This is a genomic window from Comamonas humi (genome assembly GCF_054782535.1).
Genome location: NZ_BAAGSH010000017.1, coordinates 24,780 through 43,871, shown reverse-complemented (window position 1 = coordinate 43,871; position 19,092 = coordinate 24,780). Strand labels below are relative to the sequence as shown.

Genomic DNA, 19,092 nt, shown 5'->3' with positions numbered 1-19,092 from the left:
GCCATGGCAATGGTTTCGCAAGCCAGGCGGCTGGTGTTCCTGCTGCACCGCTGGACCGGCGTGGCCGCCTGCCTGCTGATGGCACTGTGGGTGCTGAGCGGCGTGGTCATGCTGTTCGTGGGCTACCCCAAGCTGCTGCCGACCGAGCGCCTGGGCGCGCTGCCGCCGCTGTCGGCCACGGCCTGCTGCGTGCCGCCCGAGGCCGCGCTGCGCCACAGCCAAGCGCCGCGCGCCGTGCGGCAGATCACGCTCACGAGCATCTCCGGCAGCCCCCGCTACCGGCTGCAGGAGGCCGATGGCAGCCTGTTCGTGGTGGACGCCCTCTCGGGCGCCCGCATGCCGCCGGCGGATGGGTCGGCGGCGCTGCGCAGCGTCGCATCCTTCCTGCCGGGATACCGGGGCACGGTGCTGGGGCTGAGGCAGGACGACCGCTGGACGCACTCGGGCCTGCTCGACACGCACCGGCCGCTGATCCGGGTGCGGATGGACGACCCGCAGGCCTCCCTGCTCTATGTCTCGTCCGCCACGGGCGAGGTGGTCATGGACGTGCCGCGCACCCAGCGCTACTGGAATTATGTGGGCGCATGGCTGCACTGGGTGTACATGTTCCGCGACGGGTCGAAGGACGCGGTGTGGAGCTGGCTGGTCATCGGCCTGTCGGCGCTGGGTACGTTCTCTACGCTAGCCGGCGGCCTGGTGGGCATCTGGCGCTGGCGCTTCGCGGGCCGCTACAAGTCAGGCTCGCACAGCCCCTACCGCGAGTTCCAGATGCGCTGGCACCACATCACCGGCCTGGTCTTCGGCGGGGTGCTGCTGGCCTGGATCTTCAGCGGCCTGATGTCGATGAACCCGCTGGGCATCTTCAGCCCCGCCGGCGCCCGCCCCGACCCGGCCGCCTACCGGCAGGGCGTGCCGGGCTCGGTGCGGCCGGCGCTCAGCCCGGGGGCAGCGCTGGCGCTGCTGGAGGCCGAAGGCTTTGCGGCGCGCGAGCTGGAGTGGAAGGTGCTGGGCGGCGAGCCCTACCTGCTGGCGCTGGACCAGGGCGGCGCTTCGCGCCTGCTCACCGGGCACGACGGCCACTACCGGGTACAGCCCACGCTGGAGCCGGACCGGCTGGCGCAAGCCGCGCGTCGCCTGCTGCCCGATGGCATCCGTTCGGCCAGCCTGCTGAACCGCCACGACGCCTACTACTACCGACGGGGCTCAGCATCGATGTATGGCGGCGCGCCACGCGAACTCCCGGTGCTGCGCGTGCAGTTCGACGACCCGGGGCGCACCATCGCCTACCTCAGCCCCCATTCGGGCGACCTGGTGCTCAGTGCCGATACGGCGCAGCGCCGGGGCCGGTGGCTGTTCAACTTCCTGCACAGCTGGGATCTGTCGTGGATGCTGCGGCAGGCCTTCTGGCGCAACGCCGCCCTGGTGGCGCTGAGCCTGGGGGCCTTGGCGCTGGCCGTCACAAGCGTCGTGCTGGGCTACCGGCGGCTGGGGCTGTCGCTGGCGCGCAAGACGCAGCTGATCCGGCTCAACCGCCGCCCGGCGGCACCCGGAAGTTCTCGGTGACGCGCTGCTCGGCCCGATCCAGCAGGGCGGCCACGCTGCGCAGCCAGCGCCGCAGCGGGCCGGCCTGCACGGCTGGCGGTGCGGCATCGGTTGGCGGTTCGGTGGTGGGGGCAAGAGGGATTTCATGGGACATGGTTTCGCCATGCTCGCTTTCGGCCTACCATCTGTAAAGTTGAATTCCATGAACGAAAAATTCAGAAATCCTGATGCGTAACCTCAACCTCGACCAATTGCAGACGCTGATCGCCATCGCGGACCTGGGCACCTTCGCCGCGGCGGCGCAGGCGCTGCACCTGGCGCCGCCCACCGTCAGCCTGCACATCAAGGAGCTGGAATCGCGCCTGCGCGCCGAGTTGGTGGTGCGCGGCCGGCGCCAGGCCGAGCTGACGCCAGCCGGCGAGGCGCTGGTGCAGGAGGGCCGCAAGCTGCTGGCAGCCAGCGACGACCTGATCGAACTGGTGCGCCGCCGCGCCACCGGACTCGAAGGGCTGGTGCGCGTCGGTGTCTCGGCCGGCGTCAGCACCCGGCTGCTGCCCATGATGCTGGAAGCACTGGGCCGGCGCAGCCCGGGTGTGGAGGTCCGGCTGGAGGCCGTGGGCTCGGCCGACGCCATGCTGCGCCTGAAGGCCGGCACGCTCGACATCGCCATCGTCGCCAGCCCGCAGCCGGCCGCGGCGGACATCCGCCTCACGCCCTGGCGCAACGACCCGATGGTGGCGCTGCTGCCCGCCGCCTGGCAGGCGCCCGAGCAGGTGACGCCCGAATGGCTGGCGGCCCGCCGCTGGGCCTCGTTCGCACCGGCCACGCAGATGCACGGGCTGATCTCGGCCTGGTTCGGGCAGGCGGGCTTCCACCCGCGCCCCTTCCTCACGCTGAGCTACCCCGGCGCGCTCAAGAGCCTGGCCGCGGCCAGCCAGAGCGCGGCCCTGCTGCCGCTCGAAGAGGTGGAGGACCAGCAGCATTCGCCCGGCGTGCAGATACGCCCGCTGCACCCCACGCTGATGCGCCCCATGGCGGTGGCGCACCGGCATACGCCCGCGCCCAATCCGGCCATGGCCAGCGTGCTGCAGGTGCTGGCCGAGTTCGCGAGCTGAGCACGCCCGCGGGGTGTTGCCCAGGTGCCAGCGGCCCACGGGCCCCAGGCGGATAATGGCCCCTGCCCCGCCCTGGGGCAGCCTGCCTCCGAGCCCCCATTCCACGCATGCCGTCCTCTTCCGCCACGCCTGCATCCTCCACCGACTTCTCCCTCTGGCGCATCGCCATCCCGGCCTTTGGCCCTTCGCTGCTTTTCGGGCTGGGCGAAGGCGCCATCCTGCCGATCATTCCGCTGATGGCACGCGAGCTGGGCGCCTCCGTGCCGATGGCGGCGCTGGTCGTCGGCCTCATCAGCATCGGCTCGCTGCTCAACAACATTCCCGCGTCGCTGATCACCATGCGCTGGGGCGAGCGCTGGGCCATCGTGGCCGCCGGGCTATGGAGCGGCCTGGGCATGGCGCTGTGCGTGTTCACCTCGCAGTTGCTGCCGTTCGCGGCCGGCTGCCTCATGGTCGGCATGTCGCAGGCGGTCTACAACCTGGCGCGCCAGAGCTACATGACGGAGGCCGTGCCCATCGCCTACCGCGCGCGGGCGCTGTCCACGCTGGGCGGCGTGATGCGCATCGGCATGTTCATCGGCCCCTTCCTGGGCGCCTGGGCAGTGCATGCGTTCGGCCTGTCGGCGGCCTTCGCGGTCGGGATCGCAGGCGTGCTGTGCGCGGCGGCCATCGCCGTGCGCGTGCCGGACCTGCCACCGCCGGAACCCGCGCCCGGCCAGACGCCGCCGGCCGCCACGACCATCCTGTCGACGCTGCGCGACCACCGCCGGGTGTTCCTCACGCTGGGCGTGGGCGTGCTGCTGGTCAGCGCGGTGCGGGCCTCGCGTCAGGTGGTCATACCGCTGTGGGCCGACCACCTGGCCCTGGCGCCCGCCGTGGCATCACTGGTCTACGGCCTGGCCGGCGGCATCGACATGCTGGTGTTCTACCCCGCCGGCAAGCTGATGGACCACAAGGGCCGCCGGTGGGTGGCGGTGCCGTCGATGCTCATCATGGGCGCGGCGATGCTGCTGATGCCGCTGACCACGGGCTTCGCCACGCTGCTGGCCGCCGCACTCGCCATAGGCTTCGGCAACGGCATCGGCTCTGGGATGATCATGACGCTGGGCGCGGACCATTCGCCGCGGCATGGGCGGGCCCATTTCTTGGGCGTGTGGCGGCTGATGTCGGACATAGGCTCCTCGTGCGGGCCGGCGCTGCTGTCCCTGCTGGCGGGCAGCCTGTCGCTGGCGGCGGGCATCGCCACCACGGGCCTCATTGCCTTCGCGGCGGCGGCGGTGCTGGCGCGCTGGATTCCCACCCCGCGCCGCGAAAGCCCGGGCTGAAGCTCGTCAGCCCCGCCGCGCCGCCTCGATGGCCGCGACGTCGATCCTGGTCATCTGCATCATCGCGTTGAAGGCACGCTGGGCTGCCGCCGGATCGGGGCCGGTGACGGCCTCCATGAGCGCGCGCGGAGTGATCTGCCACGAGATGCCCCACCGGTCCTGGCACCAGCCGCAGGCATTTTCCCGGCCGCCGTTGCCGACGATGGCGTCCCACAGCCGGTCGGTCTCGGCCTGGTCGTCGGTCGCTACCTGGAACGAGAAGGCCTCGTTGTGCTGCACGCCCGGGCCGCCGTTCAGCCCCAGGCAGGGAATGCCGATGACGGTGAACTCCACCATCAGCACGTCGCCCTGCTTGCCGGCGGGATAGTCGCCCGGCGCGTGGTGGACGGCCTGGACCGCGCTGTCCGGAAACGTCCGGGCATAGAACTGCGCGGCGTCCAGCGCCGTGCCGTCGAACCAGAGGCAAATCGTGTTCTTGCTGATCATGCGCGTTCTCCAGAATGGTGGTGGATGCAGCGCCCAGTCTGGGCCCATTGCCACCGCGCCGCAAGGCCGCCTGCAACGGATCGTAAGGCGGCCTCAGGTGCGGCGCGGCTCGCCCACCTCGTGCACCCGCAGGTCCCGGTCGCCTATGCCCAGCGCCGGCCAGGCCGCGCGCCACGCGGCGATGTGCGTGGAGGCGAAATGCGCATCCAGCGCAGCCTGGTCGCGCCACAGCTCCTTCACATGGACCAGGCCGGGTACCAGCACGTCCTCGGCGTAGCCGTATTCCAGGCAGCCTGGCTCGGCGCGCGAGGCCTCCACCATGGCCCGCATGGCGGGCCTGGCACGGTCCAGGTTCTCGGCAGGCAACCGCACGGTTCCGACGATCAGCAGCATTCCTTCTCTCCCTGTTATTCCCAATCATTGCAAACCATTACCCATCCCGTTCAGCCATTGCCCGCGCCACCACGCGCGAACTGCCGCACCAGGAAATCCACGAACACCCGGATCTTCGGAGCCAGGTGCTGGCGCGTGGGGTAGACCGCGTAATGGGCCACCTCCGCCGTGGCCCAGTCGTCCAGCGCCACCTCCAGCCGTCCGGCCTTCAGGTCGTCCTCCACATAGGACAGCGGGATCAGGCTGACGCCGAAGCCGGCACGCAAGGCATCGCGCACCGCCAGGCTCGACGAAACCGAGTAGCGCGCCTGGACGGCAATGCGCTCCATGCGCCCATCCTTGCGGAACTCCCAGGTATCGGCGTTCGCGCCGTAGGGAAAGCGGACATGGTCCAGCGCCTTCAGCTCCGCCGGCGCCTGCGGCCTGCCATGGGCCGCGAAATACGCGGGCGCCGCGCACAGCACATGCGGCATGGCCCCCAGCCTGCGGGCAATCAGCGTGGAATCCTCGGGGCTGCGGTAGCCGCGTATCGCCAGGTCGAAGCCTTCGCGGATGATGTCCACGCGGCGGTCGTCGAGGTGCAGCTCCAGCTTCAGGCCGGGATGGCTCGCCAGGAAGCCGGGGATCGCCTCGGAAAGCCGCGTGAGCGTGACCGTCATCGGCGCACTCACCCGCAGCGTGCCTATGGGCGCCGTCTGGGCGGAAGAGAGCGCGGCCTCGGCCTCGGCCAGCGCATCGAGGCCGCGGGTCACATGCTCCAGGTAGGTCCGCCCCTCCTCGGTCAGCGCCATGCGCCGCGTCGTGCGGTGGATCAGGCGCACGCCCAGCTGCGCTTCCAGCTCGGCCACGTTCTTGCTGATGGCGGGCGGGGACAGGCCCAGCTTTCGCCCGGCCTCGGCAAAGCTGCCGCGCTCCGCCACCTGCCGAAAGACCTGCAATGCCGTGAAGCGGTCCATGCAATTATTCTCCAATGGCTAATAATGAATTAACCATTCTCTTCATTGTCTCGAATAGGTGAATTATCTACGATACCTCCATCCCATCACCCGAGAACCAACGCATGTCCCACCCCAGCATCGCCCTCATCGAGCAGCGCGTTTCCGCCAACCGCTTCGACCCGCTCCACACCCTGGCGGACGCCGAGATCGAAACCCTGGTGCGCCTGGCCACGCGGGCGCCCACGGCCTACAACCTGCAGAACTGGCGCTTCATCGCCGTGCGCACGCCCGAGGCCAAGGCACAGCTGCGCGCGCTGGCCTACGGCCAGGCCAAGGTAGCCGACGCGGCCGTGATCTTCATCGTCTGCGGCCTCCGGCCCGATGCCGCGAGCCTGGCCGACCGGCTGCGCCCCTTCGTCGCCACCGGCCTGATGCCCTCGGCGATGGCGGATGACTGGCAGCAGAGCGTGCACGCCAAATATGCCGGCGACCCCGAGGCCGCGCGCGACGAAGCCATCCGCTCGGCCACGCTGGGCGCGGCCACGCTGATGCATGCCGCCGCGGCCCTGGGCCTGGCGTCCGGCCCGATGGTCGGCTTCGACGCCGAGGCCGTATCGCGCGAATTCGGCCTGGCCGAAGGCGAGCTGCCCGTCATGCTGCTGCCCGTGGGGCGCGCCGCACCGGGCAACTGGCCGCAAAAGCCCCGCCGCCCGCTGGCCGAGGTCCTGCAAATAGCATGAAGCGCGCCCTGCCCGACCTGCTGCTGACGGCCATCGCGCCCATCGTCTGGGGCAGCACCTACATCGTGTCGACCGAGTTTCTCGCGGGCTTCGCGCCGATGACCGTCGCCCTGCTGCGCGCCCTGCCCGCCGGGCTGCTGCTGCTCGCCATCGTGCGCCAGCTGCCCACCGGCGTGTGGTGGCTGCGCGCCTTCGTCCTCGGCGCGCTCAACATCTCGATCTTCCTGAGCATGTTGTTCGTCGCGGCCTACCGGCTGCCGGGCGGCGTGGCGGGCACGGTGCTCTCGGCCCAGCCGCTGATCGTCGTCTTCCTGGCGGCGGCGCTGCTGTCAGTGCGGCTGCGGCCGCTGGCGGTGGCAGGCGCCCTGGTCGGCATGGGCGGCGTGGCGCTGCTGGTGCTCACCCCCAGCGCCGCGCTGGATCCGGTCGGCGTTGCCGCCGGCCTGGCCGGCGCCCTGTCCATGGCACTGGGCGTCACGCTGTCGCGCAAATGGCAGCCACCGGTGTCGCCGCTCGCCTTCACCGCCTGGCAGCTGACCGCGGGCGGCCTGCTGCTGGTGCCGGTCGTGGCGCTGCTCGATCCCGCGCTGCCGGTGCCCACGGCCTCCAACCTGCTGGGCCTGGCCTGGCTGGGCCTGGTCGGCGCGGCGCTGACCTATGCGCTCTGGTTCCGCGGCATTGCCAAGCTGGCGCCACCGGTGGTGTCGTCGCTGCTGTTCCTGAGCCCGCTGACGGCGGTGCTGCTCGGCTGGGTGTTCCTCGGCCAGGCGCTGAACCTGGCGCAGATCGCCGGCATCGCCCTGGTCATCGGCAGCATCTGGCTCAGCCAGCGCGCCAGCCACTGAGCGCCCGCTCCTGCGGAGCAAGGTCCGCCGCAGACCAGATAGCGATGAGGGTCATTTATTGATAATGATTCTCATTTTGATTTATGATGCACCCTGGATCGCAGCGATTGCCGCTGTGCTCCAAGGTTCTCATCGTGGGGCAGTCAATGGGCTAGCCACTCCAGCCCGTTGACCGCTTTTTGCCAGCCACTGGTCCGCCACAGCCACGCATTTTTTTCCACGATCCTGCCTGACCGCCCCTGCAGCAAGGCAGGCTCCAGCCCTGGGCACAGGCGCCCCTCCGTTCATCGGAGCAGCCGCTCCACCTCCTTTGGGCTTCACGCACGCGCTGGATCTGCCCAACCGCAGCATCGACCTGGACGCGCTCGTGCATGGCCCGCATGGCGGTGCGCTCCGCGCGGTTCGCATCCGACGAATTTTCATACGCGCATTGAGCGGATAATACGCGGCACCGCCCGCGCCCGCCGCCCATGCCCCAGCCCCTCCCCGCCAAGCCGGAAAGCCCTGCTCCCGCCGCCATCCGTGAAGCCCGTCTTGCCGCGGGCCTGACCCAGACGGAAGCGGCGCTGACCGTCAGGGCCTCGCTGCGCGCATGGCAGCAATGGGAAGCCGGCGACCGTGCCATGCCCCCGGGCCTGTTCGAGCTGTTCATGCTCAAGACCGGCCAATGGCTGCTGCACGGCCCCGCCCTGCCGCCGCTGGCAAAGCACGCATCAATGATTGACAGGAATGAGTAAAACAGACGTTTCCTCGCACACGCCCATGATGGTCCAGTATCTAGCCGCAAAAGCGGACCATCCCAATAACCTGCTGTTCTACCGCATGGGGGATTTCTACGAGCTGTTCTACGACGATGCCGAGAAGGCCGCGCGGCTGCTCGACATCACGCTCACCCAGCGCGGCCAGTCGGCCGGCAAGCCGATTCCGATGGCGGGCGTGCCCTTCCACGCGCTCGAAGGCTACCTGGGCAAGCTGATCAAGCTCGGCGAATCGGTGGCCATCTGCGAGCAGGTGGGCGAAGTGGGCGCCAGCAAGGGCCCGGTGGAGCGCAAGGTGGTGCGCGTGGTCACGCCCGGCACGGTGACCGACAGCGAGCTGATGAGCGACAAGTCCGAGTCCATGCTGCTGACGGTGCACCAGGGCAGCCGTGCGCGCTGCGGCCTGGCCTGGCTGAGCGTGACCCAGGGCCGCGTGTACCTGGCCGAGTGCGTGCAGGAAGACCTGGCCGGCTGGCTGTCGCGCATCGCGCCCAGCGAGATCGCCTACAGCGCCGGCGCCAGCCAGCGCTTCGAGCAGGAGCTGTACCAGCTGCGCACCCAGGGCGTGTTCCAGTGCCCGCTGGCGCTGCGGCCCGACTGGCAGTTCGACGAGAAGCTGGGCGAGCGCAAGCTGCGCGAGCAGCTCGGCGCGCTCACGCTCAACGCCTGGAACGCTCAGGACCTGAAGCTCGCCCACGCCGCGGCCGCCGCGCTGCTGAGCTATGCCGAGCACACCCAGGGCCGCGCGCTGTCGCACGTGCAGAGCATCCGCGTGGTGCAGGGCGATGCGCTCATCAACCTGCCGCTGGCCACGCGCCGCAACCTGGAGCTGGTCAAGACCCTGCGCGGCGACGACAGCCCCACGCTGTTCTCGCTGCTCGACACCTGCCAGACCGGCATGGGCAGCCGGCTGATGAAGAGCTGGATGCTGGAGCCCGGCCGCGAGCGCCGCGATGCGATGGAGCGGCTCGAAGCCGTGACGGCCCTGCGCGGCAACGCCAGCAACCGCACGGCCGCGCCATGGCAGCTGCTGCGCACCGAACTCAAGGGCGTGGCCGACGTGGAGCGCATCACCGCCCGCGTCGCGCTGCGCCAGGTGCGCCCGCGCGAGCTGCTGGCGCTAGGCAAGACGCTGCAAAAAGCAGAGCAGCTTGCGCACAACCGGTCTGCCCCGACGCCGCTTTTGGCTGAAATCTTCCAGCACCTGGTGCCGCCCGCCGCCGCGCAGGAGCTGCTGGCCGCCGCCATCGCCGAGGAGCCGGCCGCGCTGGTGCGCGACGGCGGCGTGATCGCCAGCGGCTTCGACGCCGAGCTGGACGAGCTGCGCGGCATCCAGAACAACTGCGACAGCTTTTTGCTGGAGCTGGAGACGCGCGAGAAGGCGCGCACCGGCATCCCCAACCTGCGCGTGCAGTTCAACAAGGTGCACGGCTTCTACATCGAGGTCACCAGCAGCTACACCGGCCGCGTGCCCGACGACTACCGCCGCCGCCAGACGCTGAAGAACGCCGAGCGCTACATCACGCCCGAGCTCAAGACCTTCGAAGACAAGGCCCTGTCGGCGCAGGAGCGCGCGCTGCAGCGCGAGAAGTGGCTGTACGAGCAGGTGCTCGACGAGCTGCAGCCGCACGTGCCCGCGCTCTCGCGCCTGGCGCACTCCATCGCCGCGCTCGACGTGCTGTGCGCGCTGGCCGAGCGCTCGCTCACGCTCAACTGGTGCGCGCCGCAGTTCGTGCCCGAGCCCTGCATCGACATCGACAACGGCCGCCACCCGGTGGTCGAGGCGCGGCTGGCCGAGACCTCGAACGCCTCGTTCATCGCCAACCACACGCGGCTGTCCACGCAGCAGCGGCTGCAGATCATCACCGGCCCCAACATGGGCGGCAAGTCGACCTACATGCGCCAGGTGGCGCTGATCGCGCTGCTCGCCAGCATGGGCAGCTACGTGCCGGCCAGCCGCTGCCGGCTCGGGCCCATCGACGCGATCCACACCCGCATCGGCGCGGCCGACGACCTGGCCAACGCGCAGTCCACCTTCATGATGGAGATGACCGAGGCCGCGCAGATCCTGCACGCGGCCACGCCCTACAGCCTGGTGCTGATGGACGAGATCGGCCGCGGCACCAGCACCTTCGACGGGCTGGCCCTGGCCAGCGGCATCGCCACGCACCTGCACGACAAGACGCGCGCGCTCACGCTGTTCGCCACGCACTACTTCGAGCTGACCGAGCTGCCCGCGCGCGCGCGCCACGCCATCAACATGCACGTGACCGCGGCCGAGGCCGGGGCCGACATCGTCTTCCTGCACGAGCTGCAGCCTGGCCCGGCCAGCCGCAGCTACGGCATCCAGGTGGCCAAGCTGGCAGGGATGCCCACGCCGGTGCTCACGCATGCGCGCCACGCGCTGTCGGCGCTGGAGGAGCGCCAGCAGGCCGGCGAGGCGCAGGTCGACCTGTTCGCCGAGCCGGCCAGCAGCGAGATTCCCCCCACGCCCAGCGCCGTCGAGGCGCAGCTGCGCGAGCTGCAACCCGATACACTCACGCCCCGGGACGCACTCGATGTGCTCTACACCCTGAAACGACTCGCCGAGAAATCATGACCTACTGTGTCGCCGTCAAGCTCAACGCCGGGCTGGTGTTCCTCTCCGACTCCCGCACCAACGCGGGGCTGGACCATATCAGCACCTTCCGCAAGATGATGGTCTACGAGAAGGCCGGCGAGCGCTTCATGGTGCTGCTGTCGGCCGGCAACCTGTCGATCTCGCAATCGGTGCGCGAGATCCTGCAGACCGAGCAGATCCCCGACGAGAACGGCGGCCCGCCGATCAGCATCTGGAACGCCAAGAGCATGTTCGACGCCGCCCGCGTGCTGGGCAGCGCGGTGCGCCACATCCAGCAGCGCGACGGCGAGGCGCTGGCGCGCTCGGGCGTGGAGTTCAACTGCAGCCTGCTCTTCGGCGGCCAGATCGCCGGCGAGGGCGTGCGCCTGTTCCAGGTCTACTCGGCCGGCAACTTCATCGAGGCCACGGCCGAGACGCCCTACTTCCAGATCGGCGAGGCCAAGTACGGCAAGCCCGTGCTCGACCGCGTGCTCACCCCCGCCACGCCGCTGGCCGAGGCCGCCAAGTGCGCGCTGGTGTCGATGGACAGCACGCTCAAGTCCAACCTCTCGGTGGGCCTGCCGCTGGACCTGGTGGTCTACGAGGCCAATGCGCTCGCCTGCGACCAGATCGCCTGCATCGACGAGAACAACGACTACTTCCGCATGGTGCGCAGCGTGTGGGGCGGCAAGCTGCGCGAGGCCTTCGACAGCATCGACGACCCGCGCTGGGGCCAGGGCGGCGGCCCCAACTCGATCCAGCCCGGCGGTGGCGTGGCCCGGCCGGTCAAGAAGATCACCGATTCGCAGGTGATGCTGTAGCCGCTGCCGTCACGCGTTGACGAGATTGGGGTTCTGCGCGATCTGCTGGCCGATGGCCGCGCAGGCGCGCAGCAGCGGCTGGATGTAGCTGGCCTGCACGTCGCCCTTCTGGCGGAAGACCAGGGTGCTGACGCTGATGGCGGCCACCGGCTGGCCGTTCGGCCCCAGCACCGCGCCGCCAAAGCAGTGGATGCCGTCCTCGTTCTCCTGCGCGTCGGTCGACCAGCCCTGCGCGCGCACCTGCGCGAGCTGCTGCGCCAGCGCCTCGGGGCCGGCCACGGTCTGCGGGGTCTGCCGCTCGTAGTTCAGCTGCGCGATCAGCGCCGAGGCCGCCCCGGGCGCCAGCGCCGCCAGGTAGGCCTTGCCCACGGCCGTGGAGTGCAGGCACACGCTGGTGCCTATGCGCGAGGCCATCTGCACCGCGCTCGGGCTCTCCAGCTTCTCGATGTAGACCATGCTGTGGCCCGAGGGCACGGCGAAGTGGATGGTCTCGCCGGTCTCGTCGCGCAGCGCGCGCAGCGCGTCGAGCGCCGCCAGGCGCAGGCCCGAGCGGCTCCAGCTGCGGCTGGCGAGCTGGATCAGGCGCGGCCCCAGCGTCCAGCTGCGGCTGCCGCCCGCCTCGACCAGCATGCGCTCGGCCTCCAGCGCGGCGACGATGCGATGCACCGTGGGCCGCGGAAAGCCGGTGGCGCGCGCCATGTCGGCGATACCGACGGGCTCGGGGCTGTCCGCCACCAGCTGCAGCACGCGCATGAACTTGGAGAAGGCCGCGGTGCCGGCAACGCCGTTGTCGCCGGCAGCGGGGGAAGGCGTAGTGCGCGAGGTCATACAGGCTGGAGGATACCGGACAAAGCCTGCGCTGAACCCCAGGCGGCACTCTCAAAAAAAGGAGCGGCTGGCGCTTGCTGCATGGCCTATTCAGATATATTTCAATCAAAGAAGCTTGTGCAGCAAGCGCAAGCAGCTCTCATTTTTGATCAGCTCACCATGTAGCCGCCGTCCACCGGCAGGATCACGCCGGTCATGAAGCTGGCGGCCGGCGTGCACAGGAAGACCGCGGCCCGGGCCACGTCGCCCGGCGTGCCCCAGCGGGCCAGCGGCGTGCGCGCCAGGATGGGGCCGGCGCGCGCCGGGTCGTCCTGCAGTGCCTGGGTCAGCGGCGTGGCGATCCAGCCCGGCGCGATGGCGTTGACGCGGATGCCGTCGGCCGCATAGGCAATGGCCAGCGACTTGGTCAGTTGCCCCACGCCGCCCTTGCTCGCGGCATAGCCCGGCACCAGGCTGCCGCCGAAGAAGGTGAGCATCGACGCGGTGTTGACGATGCAGCCGCGCGTGGCCTGGAGTTTGCCGCGCGCGGCCGAGCACACGCGCATGGTGCCGGTGAGGTTCACGTCCAGCACGCGCTGGAAGACGTCCAGCTCGTGCTCGGCGCCGCGCTGGATGATGCCGGCGCAGTTGAACACGATGTCGAGCTGCGGCAGATCGGCGAGCGCCTCGTCCACGTCGGCCTGGCGCGTCACGTCGGCCTGGCGCACCTGCACGGCGGCGTCCAGCGTGCCGTCGCCCGGCCCCAGGCCCAGCGCCACCACGCGGGCGCCCAGCGCCGCGAAGTGGTTGGCGATCACCGCGCCTATGCCCTGCGTGGCGCCGGTCACCAGCGCGGTCTTGCCGGCGAACAGGTCCTGGCGGTAGGTTTCTTCCATGGGCATGCTCAGTTGCTCTTCAGGTCGAGGGACTTGACCAGGTCGGCGAAGAACACGCTGTCCTTGGCCATGCGGTCGCGAAAGCCCTGGTCGTCGGCGTAGACGAAGCCCAGGTTCTGCTTGTCCAGCACCTCGCGGAAGGCGGGCTCGTCCACGGTCTTTTGGGCCATGGCCTTGAGGTAGCCCAGCACCTCGGCCGGCATCTTCTTCGGGCCGGCGATGCCGCGCCAGGTGCCGATGCTCAGGTCGATGCCCTTCTCCTTCAGCGTGGGCACCTGGTCGAAGTTCTTCACGCGCTGGTCGGCCATCACGGCCAGCATCTTCAGCTTGCCGCCCTTGAGCTGCTGCGCCACCTCGGCCGGGCTCACGGCCACCGCGTCCACATGGCCGCCGAGCAGCGCCAGCACGGCCGGGCCCGCGCCCTGGTAGGGGATGTGGTTGAACTGGATGCCGGTCTTCTGGCCCAGCGCGGTCGCGGCAAAGTGCCAGATGGAGCCGTTGCCGGCGTTGCCCACGCCGACCTTGCCGGCGTCCTTCTTCGCCGCGGCGAGGAACTCCTCGATGGTGTTCCACGGCGCGTCGGCACGCACGGTGATGGCGGCCGGGTCGGCGTTGAACTGGATGATGGGCTGCACGTCGTCGTAGCCGAACTTGGCCAGGCCCATGGGCTTCAGGGTGACCAACTCCACCGTCACCACGGCGAGCTTGTAGCCGTCGGGCCTGGCATTCATCATGTCGGTCCAGCCGATGGCGCCGCTGGCGCCCGGCTTGTTCAGCACCACCACGCTCTGCGGCATGTGCTTGCGCGCCGCGTCCGCGAAGGCGCGGGCCACGCCGTCGGTGCCGCCGCCGGGCTGGAAGGGCACGATCAGCTCCACCTGGTGCGTGGGAAAGTCGGCCGCCGCGGCGGCGCCGCTCCAGGCGGCCAGCGCCGCCATGCCGGCCGCCGCCAGCTTGAGTGCGCCGCGGCGCGAGGAATGCATCTGCATGTTGTCTCCTTGGTTGGTCTTGGAATCTCAGTAGGTGGCCCGGCCGCCGGACGCATCGAACACCGCGCCGGTGCTGAAGCTGCAGGCGTCCGACGCCAGCCACAGCACCTGCGCGGCGATCTCCTGCGGCTCGCCCAGCCGGCCCATCGGGCTCTTGGCCACCATGGTGGCCACGTGCTGCGGCGACATCTGCTCCAGGATGGGCGTGCGCACCGCCGCCGGCGCGATCGCGTTGGCCAGCACGCCCGTGCCCGCCAGCTCCTTGCCCAGCGACTTGGTCAGCGCCAGCACCCCGGCCTTGGCCGCGCTGTAGGCCGAGGCGTTGGCCGTGCCCTCCTTGCCCGCCAGCGAGGCGATGTTGACCACGCGGCCCTGGCCCTGGCCACGCATCCGCGGCACTACAGCCTGGCAGACGTGGAACACGCCCAGCAGGTTGATGGCTATCACGCGCTGCCACACGGCGGGGTCGAAGTCCTCCAGCGGCAGGGTCGGCCCGGTGATGCCCGCGCTGTTGACCAGCACGTCGATGCGGCCATGGCGCTGCAGCGTCTGCGCCAGCGCGGCGCGCACGGTGGCGGGGTCGGTCACGTCCACCGCGCAGTGCAGCAGTTCGTGCGCCGCATCCGGCGCCTGCAGGTCCCACACCGCCACGGCAGCGCCGGCCTCGCGCAGCGCCTGTACCACCGCGGCGCCGATGCCGCTAGCGCCGCCGGTCACCACGGCCACGCGGCCGCGAAAGTCGTAGGTGCAATCGGCCATGGCTAGCGAATGAACTGCTTCACGTAGTCCGCGCCCAGGCCCACGGCCTCGAAGTGCCTGCGGCACATGTCGATCTTGGTGAACACGTCCTCGAAGCCCATGCCCTTGCCCCAGGGGTCGGTGTAGTACATGACGCCATTGACCTGGAAGTAGGTGATCATTTCCTCCACGTCCTCGGGCACGTAGAGCGTGTGCGTCTCGCCCGGCGGCTCGAACACGTAGCTGCCCTCCTCGGCCCACCAGTCGTGCTCCAGGTACTTCCAGCGCCCCTTGAGCACGAAGCCGTGCACCGCCTGTGGATGGCGGTGGCGGCTGAGCACGCCGGACTTGCGCACCTTCAGCAGGTTCATCCAGTAGCCCTGGCTGGCGTTCAGGCACAGCGGGCGGAACCACACGTTCTCGGCCTGCGGCACCCACAGGCGCTCGTCGGTGGGAATGGCGTGCTGCACCACGATCTCGGGCAAGGCATCCGGCGGGTTCGGATACTGGTAGGGCATCAGCGGGGTCTGGTCGGTCGTTTCTACAGGCATTTATCCACAATATGGACATATATCTACAATATGGATAATTGTAGAAACGCGGTCGCTTGGGTCCATTCCATGAAAACCCGTAGACCGCCCGCCGCGCCGGCGGCGGCCATGAATTGGGGCCGTACCTTTCGGCCAGCGATACACTGACCGCTCCTCCCAGAAAGGCCGCGCGTGCCACTCCCTCGAATCCGCATGTTCATGCTCCTGCTGAGCATCCTGGCCATGCTCGGCGGCTGCGACAGCGGCGCGGGCTACCAGCGCGGGCTGACCGGCGCCTGGAGCTACGGCGGAACCGCGTTCACGCCCGCCGACCCAGCCACCTTCCAACCGCTCTCGCCCGACTTCGCGCGCGACGCCAGGCAGGGCTACTACCGAGATGGCGCCGTGGCCGGCAGCGACGGCGCCACCTTCGAGGCCCTGTCGGAGCACGAGGCACGTGACCAGCACGCGGTCTACTACTGCGACACCTACCGCAAGGCGCAGGAATACTGGGCCTACCAGCACCTGCGCACCACCGCCATTGCCGGCGCCGATGCCGCCACCTACCGCCCGCTGGGCCACGGCTACGCCCGCGACCTGCACCGCGCCTACGACCAGGGCCAGCCCTTCGCCGTGCGCGACGTGGCCAGCTTCGAGCCCCTCAGCCCCCGCTTTGCGCGCGATGCCCAGCGCGGCTACTTCGAGCACACCGAAATCCCCGGCAGCCACGGCCCGAGCTTCGTGCTGATGAACGAAGACGACCCGAGCTACGCCCGCGACCGCGCCCACGCCTGGCACGGCCATATCGAAGTCAACCAGCCGAACCGGGGCCCGCACCCCGTGGTGCGCCCCCTGCGCGGCGCCGACCTGGCCACGCTGCGCGCCCTGGGGCACGGCTATGCAGCCGATGCGCGGCAGGTGTGGTACGAGGGCGAGCCCCTGGCGCAGGCCGATGCGGGCAGCTTCACGGTGCTGGATGCCGTGGCGCCGGACATGGATGCGCGCGATAACCGACAGGCCTGGCAGCGCGGGCGCACCGTGCCCGGCGTGGCACAAGAGCCTTCAGCCTCCCGCTGATACCCAACGTGCAATGAAAAAGCCCGGTCATGGACCGGGCTTGGCGCAAGGTGTGCCGCACGGGGCAGCGGGTGGGGTATCAGGCCTCTGCCCAGCTCACCACGCCGGTGAGCGCCGTCACCAGCACCACGATGCCGAAGGCGATGCGGTACCAGGCGAACGGCACGAAGCTGTTGCTCGCGATGAAGCGCAGCAGCCAGCGCACGCACAGCCAGGCGCTGATGAAGGAGAACACCAGGCCGACGGCGAACATCGGCGCATCGGCCCAGCTCAGCAGCGCGCGCTCCTTGTACAGGCTGTAGGCGCCCGCGCCGATCAGTGTGGGGATGGCGAGGAAGAACGAGAAATCGGTGGCCGCCTGGCGCGACAGTCCCATCAGCATGCCGCCGATGATGGTGGCGCCGCTGCGGCTGGTGCCGGGCACCAGGGCCAGGCACTGCACCAGGCCCACCTTCAGCGCGTCGAGCGGCGTCATGTCGTCCACCGTCTGCACGCGCACCGTGCGCGCGCTGCGCTTTTCGGCCCACAGGATGATGAAGCCGCCGACGATGAAGGTCGTGGCCACCACCACGGGCGTGAACAGATGCGCCTTGATGTACTTGCCCAGCAGCAGCCCCAGCACCACGGCCGGGATGAAGCCCACGATCACGTTCAACGCAAAACGCTGCGCCTGGCGCTGGCTGGGCAGGGCCACCAGCGTGTCGCGGATCTTGTGCCAGTACACCAGGATGACGGCGAAGATCGCCCCAGTCTGGATGGCGATGTCGAACACCTTGGCCTTGTCGTCGTCAAAGCCCAGCAGGCTGCCGGCCAGGATCAGGTGGCCCGTCGAGGAGATGGGCAGGAACTCGGTCAACCCCTCCACCACGCCCATGATGGCGGCTTTCACTAACAGCAGGATATCCACGGTCGCCCTTCGTCAAATGCAGGAAAAAATGAGAGCATCATACCCAAGGGCATAAAGCGCTCGCCGCCGTTTTTCCTTACATGTGTATCAGGTGGGTAAATGCACCGTGTGCACGGCCGCGCCGCCGTCCAGCAGCGGCTCGTAGTGCGCCAGCACCCAGTGCTGGCCGCGCGCCTGCACCAGGGGTGCGGCTTCGGCCAGCACCTGCAGCAGTTGGCGGATCGAGGGCTTGTCCAGTCCCGACAGCGGCTCGTCCAGCAGCACCAGCGGCGCGCCGCTGGCCATGCCCACGGCCATCACCGCCTTGCGCAGCGTGCCGGTGGACAGCGCCAGCAGCGGCTTGTGCCAGTGCTCGGCCAGACCCCAGTCCTGCAGTTGTGCCTGCAGCGCCGCGCGGTCGGCCCGGGGGTGCTGCGCCAGCACGCCATCGGCCCACTGCGCCACCGGCCGCTCGCGCGGGCCCAGCGCCTGCGGATCGCGCAGGTCGAACCAGAAACGCTCGGCCGCCACGCCGAGAATCTCGCCGCGAGTGGGCGCCAGCGCCCCGGCCAGCAGCTGCAGCGCCGTGGTCTTGCCCGCGCCATCGCCCCCCAGCAGTTGCACCACGCCCGGCGGGGCCGACCAGCTCCAGCCGGCCAACACCGGCACGGCCGGGTCGTAGGCAAAGCCCAGCGCGCGCATCTCCAAAACCATAAGCCGTCTCCTTAACTCCTGAAAAGATAGCATAATGCGCCCACCATGCTTGAGTATCTGGATTTCGAACGCAGCGACGACGGCGAAGGCACCACCACCTGGGACGCCCTCGCGGATGTGGACGCGGCCCGTTGGCCGCAGCTGGAGCGCGAGCTGGTGCAGGTGCTGGGCTGGGCCGCGAAGCAGGCCGGCAAGCCCGGCCCGCTGGACGACGGTCATGCCTGGCACTACGACCTGCAATTGCAGGATGCCGACGGGCGGCCACTGGCCATCCAGTTCTCGGCGCGCACCGGCAGCATCGAGCACGCCAGCCTGGCGCACACCGCCCGGCTGCAGCTGGCGCTCAGCCTGAGTGGCTCGGACGCGTTTGCCGAGGCTTTCGACGCACAATGGGGCTCGTCCTGGGATTGACGGGGAGCAGCGCATGGTTCGGATTCTGATGGTTTGCACTGGAAACATTTGCCGCAGCCCCACCGCGCACGGCGTGATGCGCCACCTGCTGGCGCAGCAGGGCCTGGCCGATCAGGTGCAGGTGGATTCCTGCGGCACACACGACTACCATGTCGGCGAGCCGTCCGACCGGCGCTCGCAAAAGCATGCGCTGCGGCGCGGCTACGACCTGTCGGACCTGCGGGCGCGGCAGGTGGGCGCGGCGGACTTCGAGCGCTTCGACCTGATCCTGGCGATGGACGCGCACAACCTGAGCCTGCTGCGCCAGCGCTGCCCCGCCGCGCAGCAGCACAAGCTGCACCTGCTGACCGAATACTGCAGCCGCCACGCCAACACCGGTGTACCCGATCCCTACTACGGCGGCGACGCCGGCTTCGAGCAGGTGCTGGACCTGGTCGAGGACGCCTGCGAAGGCGTGCTGCGGGCGCTGCCGCGCTGACGCC

General features: G+C 69.7%; 22 protein-coding genes. 11 read left to right on the top strand and 11 right to left on the bottom strand.

Annotated elements, in window-relative coordinates; translation table 11 throughout:
• Positions 1-3 precede the first annotated feature (3 nt).
• On the top strand, positions 4-1,563 hold the full coding sequence (locus ACYVKR_RS17680; RefSeq protein ID WP_460482268.1) for a PepSY domain-containing protein: 1,560 nt from the start codon (positions 4-6) through the stop codon (positions 1,561-1,563).
• Here ACYVKR_RS17680 and ACYVKR_RS17675 read toward each other — a convergent pair.
• Positions 1,526-1,696 (bottom strand): hypothetical protein, encoded by a 171-nt coding sequence (locus tag ACYVKR_RS17675; RefSeq protein WP_460482267.1) that lies wholly within the window; start codon positions 1,694-1,696, stop codon positions 1,526-1,528. The genes ACYVKR_RS17680 and ACYVKR_RS17675 overlap by 38 nt on opposite strands.
• A gap of 73 nt (positions 1,697-1,769) precedes the next feature.
• On the opposite strand from ACYVKR_RS17675, the gene ACYVKR_RS17670 reads away from it, so the two are divergent.
• Both ACYVKR_RS17670 and ACYVKR_RS17665 read left to right on the top strand, forming a co-directional pair.
• A complete protein-coding gene (locus tag ACYVKR_RS17670; RefSeq protein WP_460482266.1) occupies positions 1,770-2,657 on the top strand; it encodes a LysR family transcriptional regulator in 888 nt (295 codons plus the stop codon).
• A 107-nt stretch (positions 2,658-2,764) separates the two neighbouring features.
• Positions 2,765-3,982 (top strand): MFS transporter, encoded by a 1,218-nt coding sequence (locus ACYVKR_RS17665; RefSeq protein WP_460482265.1) that lies wholly within the window; start codon positions 2,765-2,767, stop codon positions 3,980-3,982.
• A 6-nt stretch (positions 3,983-3,988) separates the two neighbouring features.
• On the opposite strand, the gene ACYVKR_RS17660 is transcribed toward ACYVKR_RS17665, so the two are convergent.
• The 3 genes from ACYVKR_RS17660 to ACYVKR_RS17650 all read right to left on the bottom strand — a co-directional run bounded on the left by ACYVKR_RS17660 (position 3,989) and on the right by ACYVKR_RS17650 (position 5,817).
• A complete protein-coding gene (locus ACYVKR_RS17660; RefSeq protein WP_460482346.1) occupies positions 3,989-4,468 on the bottom strand; it encodes a VOC family protein in 480 nt (159 codons plus the stop codon).
• 93 nt (positions 4,469-4,561) lie between these two features.
• Positions 4,562-4,861, bottom strand: coding sequence for a putative quinol monooxygenase (locus ACYVKR_RS17655; protein WP_460482264.1), 300 nt, complete (start codon positions 4,859-4,861; stop codon positions 4,562-4,564).
• Between the two features lie 50 nt (positions 4,862-4,911).
• Positions 4,912-5,817 carry a LysR family transcriptional regulator gene (locus ACYVKR_RS17650; RefSeq protein WP_460482263.1) on the bottom strand — a complete coding sequence of 302 codons (906 nt, stop codon included), beginning with the start codon at positions 5,815-5,817 and terminating at the stop codon, positions 4,912-4,914.
• A 104-nt stretch (positions 5,818-5,921) separates the two neighbouring features.
• Here ACYVKR_RS17650 and ACYVKR_RS17645 point away from each other — a divergent pair, with 104 nt between their 5' ends.
• The 5 genes from ACYVKR_RS17645 (at position 5,922) to ACYVKR_RS17625 (ending at position 11,562) form a co-directional block, all read left to right on the top strand.
• Positions 5,922-6,539: a nitroreductase family protein gene (locus ACYVKR_RS17645; protein WP_460482262.1), complete on the top strand. Its 618-nt coding sequence runs from the start codon at positions 5,922-5,924 to the stop codon at positions 6,537-6,539.
• The gene (locus ACYVKR_RS17640; RefSeq protein ID WP_460482261.1) at positions 6,536-7,384 is read left to right on the top strand and encodes an EamA/DMT transporter family protein; all 849 of its coding nucleotides are present in this window, start codon (positions 6,536-6,538) and stop codon (positions 7,382-7,384) included. Before ACYVKR_RS17645 ends, ACYVKR_RS17640 begins: the two co-directional genes overlap by 4 nt.
• A gap of 470 nt (positions 7,385-7,854) precedes the next feature.
• Positions 7,855-8,121 (top strand): XRE family transcriptional regulator, encoded by a 267-nt coding sequence (locus tag ACYVKR_RS17635; RefSeq protein ID WP_460482260.1) that lies wholly within the window; start codon positions 7,855-7,857, stop codon positions 8,119-8,121.
• The gene (gene mutS, locus ACYVKR_RS17630; RefSeq protein WP_460482259.1) at positions 8,114-10,741 is read left to right on the top strand and encodes a DNA mismatch repair protein MutS; all 2,628 of its coding nucleotides are present in this window, start codon (positions 8,114-8,116) and stop codon (positions 10,739-10,741) included. Before ACYVKR_RS17635 ends, mutS begins: the two co-directional genes overlap by 8 nt.
• Entirely contained in the window at positions 10,738-11,562 is an 825-nt protein-coding gene (locus ACYVKR_RS17625; protein ID WP_460482258.1) for a peptidase, read from the top strand. Before mutS ends, ACYVKR_RS17625 begins: the two co-directional genes overlap by 4 nt.
• Before the next feature lie 9 nt (positions 11,563-11,571).
• On the opposite strand, the gene ACYVKR_RS17620 is transcribed toward ACYVKR_RS17625, so the two are convergent.
• The 5 genes from ACYVKR_RS17620 to ACYVKR_RS17600 all read right to left on the bottom strand — a co-directional run bounded on the left by ACYVKR_RS17620 (position 11,572) and on the right by ACYVKR_RS17600 (position 15,543).
• Positions 11,572-12,390 (bottom strand): IclR family transcriptional regulator, encoded by an 819-nt coding sequence (locus ACYVKR_RS17620; RefSeq protein WP_460482257.1) that lies wholly within the window; start codon positions 12,388-12,390, stop codon positions 11,572-11,574.
• 149 nt (positions 12,391-12,539) lie between these two features.
• On the bottom strand, positions 12,540-13,271 hold the full coding sequence (locus ACYVKR_RS17615) for an SDR family NAD(P)-dependent oxidoreductase (RefSeq protein ID WP_460482256.1): 732 nt from the start codon (positions 13,269-13,271) through the stop codon (positions 12,540-12,542).
• A gap of 2 nt (positions 13,272-13,273) precedes the next feature.
• Positions 13,274-14,254 (bottom strand): tripartite tricarboxylate transporter substrate binding protein, encoded by a 981-nt coding sequence (locus ACYVKR_RS17610; protein WP_460482255.1) that lies wholly within the window; start codon positions 14,252-14,254, stop codon positions 13,274-13,276.
• Positions 14,255-14,281: 27 nt separating this feature from the next.
• The gene (locus tag ACYVKR_RS17605) at positions 14,282-15,013 is read right to left on the bottom strand and encodes an SDR family NAD(P)-dependent oxidoreductase (RefSeq protein ID WP_460482254.1); all 732 of its coding nucleotides are present in this window, start codon (positions 15,011-15,013) and stop codon (positions 14,282-14,284) included.
• A 2-nt stretch (positions 15,014-15,015) separates the two neighbouring features.
• The gene (locus ACYVKR_RS17600) at positions 15,016-15,543 is read right to left on the bottom strand and encodes a 2,4'-dihydroxyacetophenone dioxygenase family protein (RefSeq protein ID WP_460482253.1); all 528 of its coding nucleotides are present in this window, start codon (positions 15,541-15,543) and stop codon (positions 15,016-15,018) included.
• Positions 15,544-15,735: 192 nt separating this feature from the next.
• Between ACYVKR_RS17600 and ACYVKR_RS17595 the strand changes: the two genes are divergently transcribed.
• Positions 15,736-16,599 carry a hypothetical protein gene (locus ACYVKR_RS17595; protein ID WP_460482252.1) on the top strand — a complete coding sequence of 288 codons (864 nt, stop codon included), beginning with the start codon at positions 15,736-15,738 and terminating at the stop codon, positions 16,597-16,599.
• Positions 16,600-16,678: 79 nt separating this feature from the next.
• Here ACYVKR_RS17595 and ACYVKR_RS17590 read toward each other — a convergent pair whose 3' ends face one another.
• Positions 16,679-17,506 carry an undecaprenyl-diphosphate phosphatase gene (locus tag ACYVKR_RS17590; RefSeq protein WP_460482251.1) on the bottom strand — a complete coding sequence of 276 codons (828 nt, stop codon included), beginning with the start codon at positions 17,504-17,506 and terminating at the stop codon, positions 16,679-16,681.
• Between the two features lie 87 nt (positions 17,507-17,593).
• Positions 17,594-18,199 (bottom strand): ABC transporter ATP-binding protein, encoded by a 606-nt coding sequence (locus tag ACYVKR_RS17585; protein WP_460482250.1) that lies wholly within the window; start codon positions 18,197-18,199, stop codon positions 17,594-17,596.
• Positions 18,200-18,244: 45 nt separating this feature from the next.
• Here ACYVKR_RS17585 and ACYVKR_RS17580 point away from each other — a divergent pair, with 45 nt between their 5' ends.
• Entirely contained in the window at positions 18,245-18,610 is a 366-nt protein-coding gene (locus tag ACYVKR_RS17580; protein WP_460482249.1) for a hypothetical protein, read from the top strand.
• Positions 18,611-18,638: 28 nt separating this feature from the next.
• Positions 18,639-19,088, top strand: a complete 450-nt coding sequence (locus tag ACYVKR_RS17575) for a low molecular weight protein-tyrosine-phosphatase (protein ID WP_460482248.1) — start codon at positions 18,639-18,641, stop codon at positions 19,086-19,088.
• Positions 19,089-19,092: the final 4 nt, after the last annotated feature.